This is a genomic window from Syntrophorhabdaceae bacterium (assembly GCA_028698615.1).
Lineage (GTDB): Bacteria > Desulfobacterota > Syntrophorhabdia > Syntrophorhabdales > Syntrophorhabdaceae > Delta-02.
In genome coordinates, this window is the sequence record JAQVWF010000019.1 from 38,812 (window position 1) to 46,188 (window position 7,377).

At 55.4% G+C, this 7,377-nt stretch carries 7 protein-coding genes; 1 reads left to right on the forward strand and 6 read right to left on the reverse strand.

The features are described 5' to 3' along the window. Nucleotides 1-71: 71 nt before the first annotated feature. Both PHC90_08485 and PHC90_08490 read right to left on the reverse strand, forming a co-directional pair. A complete protein-coding gene (locus tag PHC90_08485) occupies nucleotides 72-887 on the reverse strand; it encodes a sugar phosphate isomerase/epimerase (GenBank protein MDD3846384.1) in 816 nt (271 codons plus the stop codon). Nucleotides 888-913: 26 nt separating this feature from the next. After that, on the reverse strand, nucleotides 914-1,561 hold the full coding sequence (locus tag PHC90_08490) for an adenylate kinase (protein MDD3846385.1): 648 nt from the start codon (nucleotides 1,559-1,561) through the stop codon (nucleotides 914-916). A gap of 160 nt (nucleotides 1,562-1,721) precedes the next feature. Here PHC90_08490 and PHC90_08495 point away from each other — a divergent pair, with 160 nt between their 5' ends. Continuing rightward, a complete protein-coding gene (locus tag PHC90_08495) occupies nucleotides 1,722-3,707 on the forward strand; it encodes an ATP-dependent helicase (protein MDD3846386.1) in 1,986 nt (661 codons plus the stop codon). A gap of 20 nt (nucleotides 3,708-3,727) precedes the next feature. On the opposite strand, the gene PHC90_08500 is transcribed toward PHC90_08495, so the two are convergent. The 4 genes from PHC90_08500 to PHC90_08515 all read right to left on the reverse strand — a co-directional run. Further along, the gene (locus PHC90_08500; protein MDD3846387.1) at nucleotides 3,728-4,759 is read right to left on the reverse strand and encodes a rod shape-determining protein; all 1,032 of its coding nucleotides are present in this window, start codon (nucleotides 4,757-4,759) and stop codon (nucleotides 3,728-3,730) included. A gap of 15 nt (nucleotides 4,760-4,774) precedes the next feature. Further along, the gene (locus PHC90_08505) at nucleotides 4,775-6,145 is read right to left on the reverse strand and encodes a GAF domain-containing protein (GenBank protein ID MDD3846388.1); all 1,371 of its coding nucleotides are present in this window, start codon (nucleotides 6,143-6,145) and stop codon (nucleotides 4,775-4,777) included. Nucleotides 6,146-6,192: 47 nt separating this feature from the next. Beyond that, nucleotides 6,193-7,140: an ATP-binding protein gene (locus PHC90_08510; protein ID MDD3846389.1), complete on the reverse strand. Its 948-nt coding sequence runs from the start codon at nucleotides 7,138-7,140 to the stop codon at nucleotides 6,193-6,195. Further along, on the reverse strand, nucleotides 7,137-7,377 hold a 241-nt coding region (locus PHC90_08515; GenBank protein ID MDD3846390.1), incomplete at its 5' end, for a MoaD/ThiS family protein. The genes PHC90_08515 and PHC90_08510, both read right to left, overlap by 4 nt.

The following is a 7,377-nucleotide window of genomic DNA, read 5'->3' on the forward strand; positions in this document are numbered from 1 at the left end:
TTCCTGACCAGTGCAATTCACAGGAACAAGGTGGTGCTTGAGATCTTGGGTCCCTGACGGGCGACAGCTTGTCAGAGTGCTATTTCTCTCAGTTTTTCCATAACCGGGGCAAAACCAAAACGCTCTATGTCCAGCGTTTCGATGACCACTTTATCTCTGTAACCGAGTCCCTTCAGACCCCGCAGGACCCTTCCCATGTCTATTGAACCCTTCACAAAGCCGTGGTCGTCGCGGCTGCCGTCGTTGTTGTGCAGATGGACGTGGAAGAGGTTCTCTATGCCCATGCGGCGGACATCATCGATGATCCCGCCTTCAGGATCGGGATGCTTTGCCGCGCATTTTGAAATGTAGGCGTGGCCGATGTCGAGGGTGACCCCTATTCCGGGCACTGCGGCATTGATCGCGCCGAACTCGCCCAGTTCCTGGAAATAGAAGTAAGACATGAAGACGTTCTCCAGTGCGATCCTTACGCCGCAGGACCGTGCCTCTTCCGCAACGGTTGCCAGATCCTCGATGAACCGGGCCTGAAGCCCGCTGTCGAATTCCTTCAGCTTCCGAAAAAAGGAGTATCCCGGATGGACGACAACGGGATCAGCGCCTATTTCGGCCGAGAGCCGCACGGCGGCCAGCAGCCGCTCCCGTGAGACGTTGCGTATCTCATCGAGGTAGCTCCCCGGGTTGATCTCCAGAAAGGGGCCGTGCATGGAAAAACCGACGCCCTCCCCTGCAAGCCGCCGCACCTTTCCTATCATCTCACCATCCAGCGAAAAGAGGTGGGGAGGCTCATAGGAAAGCTCGACGACCCTGATCCCCGCTGTGAGGATACTATCGATCACACCGCTGAGACTATTGTTGGTGAGAAAGTATGCGGAGATCCCGAAGAGCATGATAGACGCAGGTTATAGGTTATTATTTACTTCTTCACCGCCGTCTTGACTTCTTCCACGATCTCCTGGCTGCTCAACGAGCTGATGACCTTCAAGAGGCCTTCCTTCTTGTAAAAATCGATGAGAGGAGCGGTCTTTTCGTTATATGTGGCCAGTCTCTGCTTGATGGCTTCCTCCGTTTCGTCGGCGCGCTGAACTGCGGGGGAACCGCACTTGAAACAGGTCCCGTCGGCTTTTGGCGGCTTGCTCTTTATGTTGTAGATCTCCTGGCAATCGGGGTTGGAGCATGTCCGTCTCGTGGTCAGTCTGTCGAGGATGACATCCGTCGGGACATCGAGATTGATGGCGGCGTCGAGCTTTATCCCGATCTTCTCGAGAAGCTTCCTCAATGCTTCCGCCTGGGGGATTGTCCTTGGAAAACCGTCGAGGAGAAAACCTTTCTGGCAATCGGGTTCCTTCATCCGAACTTCCATGATGTCCATGATGAGGTCGTCGGGCACGAGCTCGCCCCGTTCCATATAACCCTTCGCCTTCTTGCCCAGTTCGGATCCCGCCTTTACGGCGTTGCGCAAAATGTCCCCGGTGGAGATCTGCACCGATCCGTCAAATTCCGTCAACGATTTCGCAACTGTACCCTTGCCGGCTCCCGGCGCTCCCAATAATACGATACGCATGATAAATCCTCCTTTGCGTGATTAATGATCGGACACGAAGTTTCCCTGAGTCTACCAAAAAAAACCAAAAAAATCACCGAGAAAAACTCTTCTGTCCCCTGACATCGCCCCGCCTCGGCGGCTTGACATGCCCCATTCGGCAGGGGCATAATGTAACCCTATGAAAAAATATACCATCCACCGCGATGTCTCCCCCGTCAAAACGGTCATCGACTATTCCCGTGAACTTAACGAGGAACAGCAGGGCGTGGTCCTCAGCGCTGATGGACCTATCCTGGTCATCGCCGGTGCAGGAAGCGGGAAGACCAGAGTCGTCACCTACCGGGTGGCGCATCTTCTGGAGAGGGGCATCCCGCCGGGGGGCATATTGCTTTTGACCTTTACGAACAAGGCCGCCCGGGAAATGCTCCATCGCGTCGAACATCTCGTGAAGATGGACACCCGCTATATCTGGGGCGGCACCTTCCACCACATCGGCAACCTCGTCCTGCGCCAGCACGCCGAGCGCGTTGGCTACCGCAGGAGCTTCAGCATTCTCGACAACGAGGACGCCAAGGATGTCGTGGAACTCGCCGTCAAGGAATCGGGGATCGATACGAAGAGCAGGATGTTCCCCAGGGGCGGGGTTGTGAAGGAGCTCTTCAGCTACGCCGCCAACACTATGCAGACCGTCGACCGTGCCATCCGGGAACGAAACCCCTTCTTCTATGACCTTGCCGATGAAATGATGGCGATACACAAGATCTATACCGACAAGAAGAGGGAAACGAACGCCATGGACTTCGACGACCTCCTGCTATTCTGGCACAGGATACTGGCCGAGGACGAGGAATTGCGCAGGCTCTATGCGATGACCTTTCGCCACATCCTTGTCGACGAATACCAGGACACCAACCGCATCCAGTCGGAGATCATAGATTTCATGGGGCTGATCAACCGCAACGTCATGGTCGTCGGCGACGACGCCCAGAGCATATATTCCTTCCGGGGGGCCAATTTCCAGAACATCCTCGATTTCCCGAAACGCTACGCGGAAGCGAAGGTGCACAAACTGGTAACAAACTACCGCAGCACGCCGGAGATCCTCGACCTCGCAAACAACTCCATCTCCTTCAACATGAACCAGTTCGAGAAGACGCTGTGCAGCGTCAAGGAGAGCGGTGTGGTCCCTGTCGTGGCGCCGTCGAGGGACGTTATACAACAGGCCGAATTCGTGGCCCAGCGGATACTGGAACTCTCCGACGAGGGTGTCCCTCTCGACCGCATATCGGTCCTGTACCGCGCCCACTATCATTCGATGGAAGTGCAGATGGAACTGACCCGCCGCGGCATCCCCTTCGAGATCCGAAGCGGGCTCAGGTTCTTTGAACAGGCCCATATCAAGGACGTCGTCTCATTCCTGCGCGTCATGTCGAACCCCGATGACGAGATATCGTGGAAGCGGATGTTCAGGATCTTTCCCCGCATCGGCAAAAAGACCGCCGACCATATATATGCATACATCAAGGAACAGGGCGACCCCTTTGATCCCCTTATCTCAGGCAGGATCGCCGACAAGTTCAAGGGCATCAAAAAGGAGAACATCGAGGCATGGTCGGAGCTTTTCAGTGAATTGAAGAATCTGATGGGCGACGAGGCCCCGGGGGACATGATCTCCGCCGTCCTCAAGCACGGCTACATCGAGTACCTCAAGTTCACCTATCCCAACTACGAGGCCCGCCTCGAGGACCTGGGACAGCTTATCAACTTCTCGACAAGGTATCACTCGCTGGAAACGTTTCTGGCCGAGCTTTCCCTCATGAGCGGCCTGGCCGGCGAAGAGGTCGTGGCAGCGGGCGAATCCGACGATGATCGGGTCATACTGAGCACCATACACCAGGCCAAGGGCCTTGAATGGCGGATTGTCTTCATCATCTGGTGTGCGGAAGGAAGGTTCCCCAATCCCAGGGCGGTGGAAGAAGGGGCCATCGAGGAGGAGAGACGCCTCTTTTACGTGGCATCGACGCGGGCCATGGATGAACTCTATCTGTGCTACCCCATCCTCGCCTTCGACCGCCAGGCCGGCCACATCATCATGCGCCCCTCCCGCTTCCTCGCCGAACTCGACGGGGCACGGTACGAGGAGTGGGCAATCTCGGAATACTAAAAACAGTTTCAGGTTTCAGGTTAGTTTATAAAGACCTTCTTGTACTTCGGTAAATCTTCCAGGGCCTTGCCGCAGCCCATGGTCACCGATACGAGCGGGTCCTCGGCAACTATCACGTTTATCCCGGTCTCATTCTCGATCCGCTGGCCAAGTCCTTTCAGAAGCGCTCCTCCTCCCGTCAGCACAATGCCCGTCTCATTGAGGTCGGATACAAATTCGGCGGGAAGTTTTTCGAGAGCCCTTCTGACGGAATCGAGGATGGCCGAAACGGGTTCTTCGATGGCCTCGCGGACCTCTTCCTTGGATATCTTTATGCTCCGGGGTATACTCGTGAGCAGGTCCTTTCCGACAACGTTTATCGAGTCGCTCAGGGAATCTACGGGAAAGGCTGAGGCGCCTTCTATCTTGATCTTTTCGGCAGCGATGACCCCTATTGCAAGCTGGTGTTTCTTCTGGAGATAGCGGACTATGGCCTCGTCGAGTTCGTCGCCCGCAACCCTGAGGGATTCACTGTATGCGACAGCGGAAAGGCTGATGATGGCCACCTCTGTCGTGCCGCCGCCGATGTCGATTATCATGTTGCCCCTGGGCAGTTCTATGGGCATGCCCGCGCCGATGGATGCCGCCATGGGTTCCTCGATGAGATGGACGTCACGGATGCCCACCTGGAAACAGGCATCGATAACAGCCTTCTTCTCCACCTGGGTGATACCCGAAGGAACGCCGACGACCATCCTGGGTTTCGACACTTTTCGCTCATTGCTCACGACCTTGAGAAAATACTTGATCATCGCCTTCGCCACATCGAAATCCGCGATGACCCCGTCCTTGAGGGGTCGTATGGCGCTGATATTGGGGGGCGTCCTGCCGATGTATTCCTTTGCCTCCCTGCCGACGGCGATAACCTTCCCCGAATTATTGTCAATGGCAACGACGGAAGGCTGATTGAGAACGATGCCTTCTCCCTTCATGTATATCAGGGTGTTGGCGGTGCCGAGGTCCATGGCAAGCTGCGTGGAAAACATCCCGAACAATTTTCTAAAGAAACCCATCCCCCTTCCTCCTTTTTATTCTATGAATTTTCGTATCTTCTTCTCTTCTATCCTGTCGAAAAGCTCCCAGATGTCCGGCGAATCGTCGGGAAAGCTGACCGTGCCAAGCTCGATCATACCCGCTCCCGCCGAGAGCCCTTGCTCTGCAAGGCTTTTACCTACCGCATGGTAAAGGAGCTTCATCATGTTCCTCGTCTCAAAGGTCTCTCCGCCCTTGAGAAGAACGAAGAAACGGCCGCCGTTCTTGCGGGCCACAAACGCCTTGCCCCCGGCGCAATAGCGGATGACCTGACAGATCCTCCTCAACAGGTCGTTCGTACCCTCGGCGCCCATTTTCCTGTTGTAAAGGACCATATTCCCGAGCTTGACGCAAAGAATGGAGAACCGCTCGTTCTTCAGTGCCATCTTCTCGACGGCGTTCAGGAAGACGGGAAACTGCACCGCGCCCGTGACGGGATCGAAATCGCGTATCCTGTCCAGGTGCTCGCGCATCCACTGGGCTGTGAAATAGAGCGAGAGGAGACAGGAAAGATTTCTCAACGCGCCGATGGCCCTTTCATTCAACTCCGTTTCATTGAGGGAGACAAAGCCTATGACCCCAAAGGTCGTGTCCTCGGTAATAAGGGGAAAGCCGAAGAATTGTCGCGCTTTCAGCGGTTCGTTGGGAAAGAAGAGCGGCTTTTCCCGCAGGTAAGCGCTGCCATGGGGAAGAAGGAGTTCCCTGCCGCCCTCGAGGACCACGGAAGCAATGCTTTCCCCTCTGTGACATTCTTTTTTGATGGCGTCGCCATCGGCGATGCCGGCAACATCCTGGATGACGAGGCGTCCCTTCTTCTCCGTGCCGATGAAGCAGAAGGTCCCTCCCGAAAGGCCCAGGATCTCCTCGAGCACGTCGACCGTCGAGACCTTCGCCGTATTGAGAGCCGAGAGAAGGTTCAGGATCCGTCTCTCCGCATAAAGCTCTTCAATTGCTTCTTCGGTATGAAGGGCCTTCTTTTCCTGCTCGATCTCCTGGTGGATGAGAGAAGCGAAGGCGCCAAGTATCTTCTTCTCCTTGTCGGTAAAGACATATTTCTTCTTGCTGTCGACGATGATGACACCCTTCGTGTCAACGGGATATCCCATGAAGGACTTGATCCCCTCGCTGGCTCCGTAATAGCCCAGCGCCTCTTCGTCCCTGTCAAAATTGGGTATGATAAGCGGAGCGCCATGCTTCATCACCCAGCCGGGAAGAGTCCCCTCAACGGAGATGCTCTTCCTCTCGTCAAAGCTCCTGGCAAAGGTGACGGAAGACAGGCAATTGAGGGAATCCTTTTCCCTCACATACAGGGCGACGGTAAAAGCCTCGTAGATATTGAAGATAAGCTGCGACAATCTGTCTATCATTTTTATACCCGAATTATGTCACCGGCACCCGCTACTGTCAATTGATATCAGCCGTACTCCTCGAACCGGGCCGAGTAGGGAAGCTCAAACTTCTGAAGGGTCCGGCAAAAACCGCATTCACCGCCGCCGGAAGGATATCCGCAGACGGGACAGAATTGGGCTTCAAAGCCCGCGGCGGCCTCGCCGTCGTCTTGCCGCATCTCCTTCATTTCCCGAAGCTCCTTCAGGTATCCCTTCACGAACATGAGCTTGGTTCCCGGAGAAACCTCCTCAAGGCTGCCCAGGATGCCCTTGTACGTGATCGTCTTGGCCCCTTTCGAGAACGGGCATTCCTCATATATATAATCGATGCCGGAGATAACGGCGTAAGCGGCCACCTCGCGCTCCGAGCATAAGAAGAACGGCTTGGCCTTCCTTGACAGGTGCCCGTCCTTCGCGTCGAGAACAATGTCCTTTCGCCAGAGGTACTCCTTCTTCCAGTAGAGAACGTTCCCGAAGAGAGCTGCAGCCTCATCATCAAGATTGTGTCCTGTCAGCAGAAGGTTGTAGCCCTTGTCCATGCATACTTTGTTCATCACATACCGCTTTATCATTCCACACGCCGAGCACGGAACCCGCCGCAACCCTTTCGCCACCTCGCTGATACCCCTGCCGAAGACGTCGGGAACGTGAAAGATATGGACCTTCCTGCCGATCCTGTCGGCGACGGCCTTGATCTTTTCCAGCGACACGCGGGAATAGTCGCCTATGCCGAGGTCAACATAGACGCCGTCAGCCGTGATACCCATCCTCGTCAGAAAAACCCAGAGGGACAGGGAATCCTTGCCTCCGGATACGGCCACCACGGGACGGTCACCATCTCCGATGAGTCTGTAGCGCCGGATGGTTGTGTTTACTCTTTTTTCAAAAAAAGTGAGGAAATGTGTGTCACAAAAGGCGGTCTTGTGGGACCGCAGGCTGATGCTCGCCGTCTGTCCGCACACCCTGCATTTCATCCGCCCGATACAACCCGTATAACCTTCACGCTGTCATCGGCGTCGAGCCGGTGGTCCTCGGTGACAAGCCGGTTGTTTGCGACAACGAGGTGGCCTTCCGCGCTGACCTTGAGTTCCTGCAAAAGCCGGGAGACGAGCATCGGTTTCTCGAAGACGTAATCTTTCCCTTCCCAGTTGACGTACATGGGTAATTTCTTAGCACAACGACGGGGTGATGTCAAAAAGCCCGGGATGGTC